Here is a 1,260-nt window from a genome sequence, read left to right on the forward strand (position 1 = left end):
AACACACTGGAAACACCGGAAATACCGGAAACACCGAAGAAAAACAAACCCTCACAACCTAACAACCCAACCCCCACACACACCCACACACCACACACCACAGACCCCCCCGGGGGCCCCAGGGGCCGAGGGCGTCCCGGGGTGGCCCCCGGGGGACCGAGGGCCTCCCGGGGGGCGTGCCATCCAGCGCCCCGCGCCCGCAGCGGACGCGGGAGGCGGAGCACGGTGCCCCGCGGCGGCGGACGCCCGGGGGTGTCCGAGGTGTACGGGGGTGTCCGGGCGGATGTGTCCGGTGAGGAGCCGGGGGGAGTCAGACCCCCCGCGGGCGGTCGCCCGTGTGCGCGATCACTCACTCCCCCGTGGGATACCCCGGAGAGACGGACCGTTCCTACTCTCCGATGATCGGTCCAGCACAGAGGTGCTGGTGCCCGGCCATCCGTATCCCCCGCCCTCGTCCGGGAGGCTCTCTCATGCGCAAGCCAGTGACCGCCGCTCTGTCGGTGTCCGCCGCCGCCCTGCTCCTGACCGCCGCCGCGGTCCCCGCCCAGGCCGCTCCCCCGCTCGGCTACACCTACCAGATCAAGGCCTCCCATTCCGGCCTGTGCCTGGACATCGAGAACACGTCCACCGCCAGGGACGCGGCGCTGGTCCAGCAGCCGTGCGATACCAGCCGCCCCTCCCAGCGGTTCCTCATCCGCCAGGCCTACAGCAACTACCCGGACGCATTCGAGGTCAGGACGTTCGCGGGGCTGTGTATCGCGCGCCAGAACTCCTCGCAGGACTTTCACGGACAGAAACTGAGCCAGTGGAACTGCGACGGCCCCAACGTCCACACCCAGCTGTTCCGCTTCCGTGACGGCTTCGCGTCAGGAGGCACGGGCTTCGAGACGCACAACCTCAATCCCTTCACCGGCCGTCTCCAGCCCAGCGGGTCCTGCTGGGACGTCTGGGGAGCCACCAACGCCGCCGGCGCGTCCCTGAAAACCCACACATACTGCGTTCCCTCAGCAGGCAACCACAGCTTCGTCCTCACCCGCGCCTGAGCAACCGTCACCAGGCCCGTAACCCGCGAGTGAGAACCGTGACCGGATCCGTAAGACGCGGGTGAACCGCACGGGTCCGCACCCCCGCCCACGGGACCCGCAGGCAGGACCCGCCCGCGGTCCGGCCCCGGTCCGGTATCCCGGCGGCCCCGGCAGGCAGCCGCTGATGACCGGTCACCGGCCCTGAGACAGGTGCCCGGCCGGGAACTTCCCCGGC

The 1,260-nt window shown here is 70.2% G+C and carries 1 protein-coding gene; it reads left to right on the forward strand.

Annotated elements, in window-relative coordinates; all coding sequences use genetic code 11:
- The first annotated feature begins 470 nt into the window (after positions 1–470).
- On the forward strand, positions 471–1,043 hold the full coding sequence (locus ACFVIM_RS35215) for an RICIN domain-containing protein (RefSeq protein ID WP_384310469.1): 573 nt from the start codon (positions 471–473) through the stop codon (positions 1,041–1,043).
- Positions 1,044–1,260: the final 217 nt, after the last annotated feature.

Origin of the sequence: Streptomyces sp. NPDC057638 (assembly GCF_042800315.1) — a bacterium.
Lineage (GTDB): Bacteria > Actinomycetota > Actinomycetes > Streptomycetales > Streptomycetaceae > Streptomyces.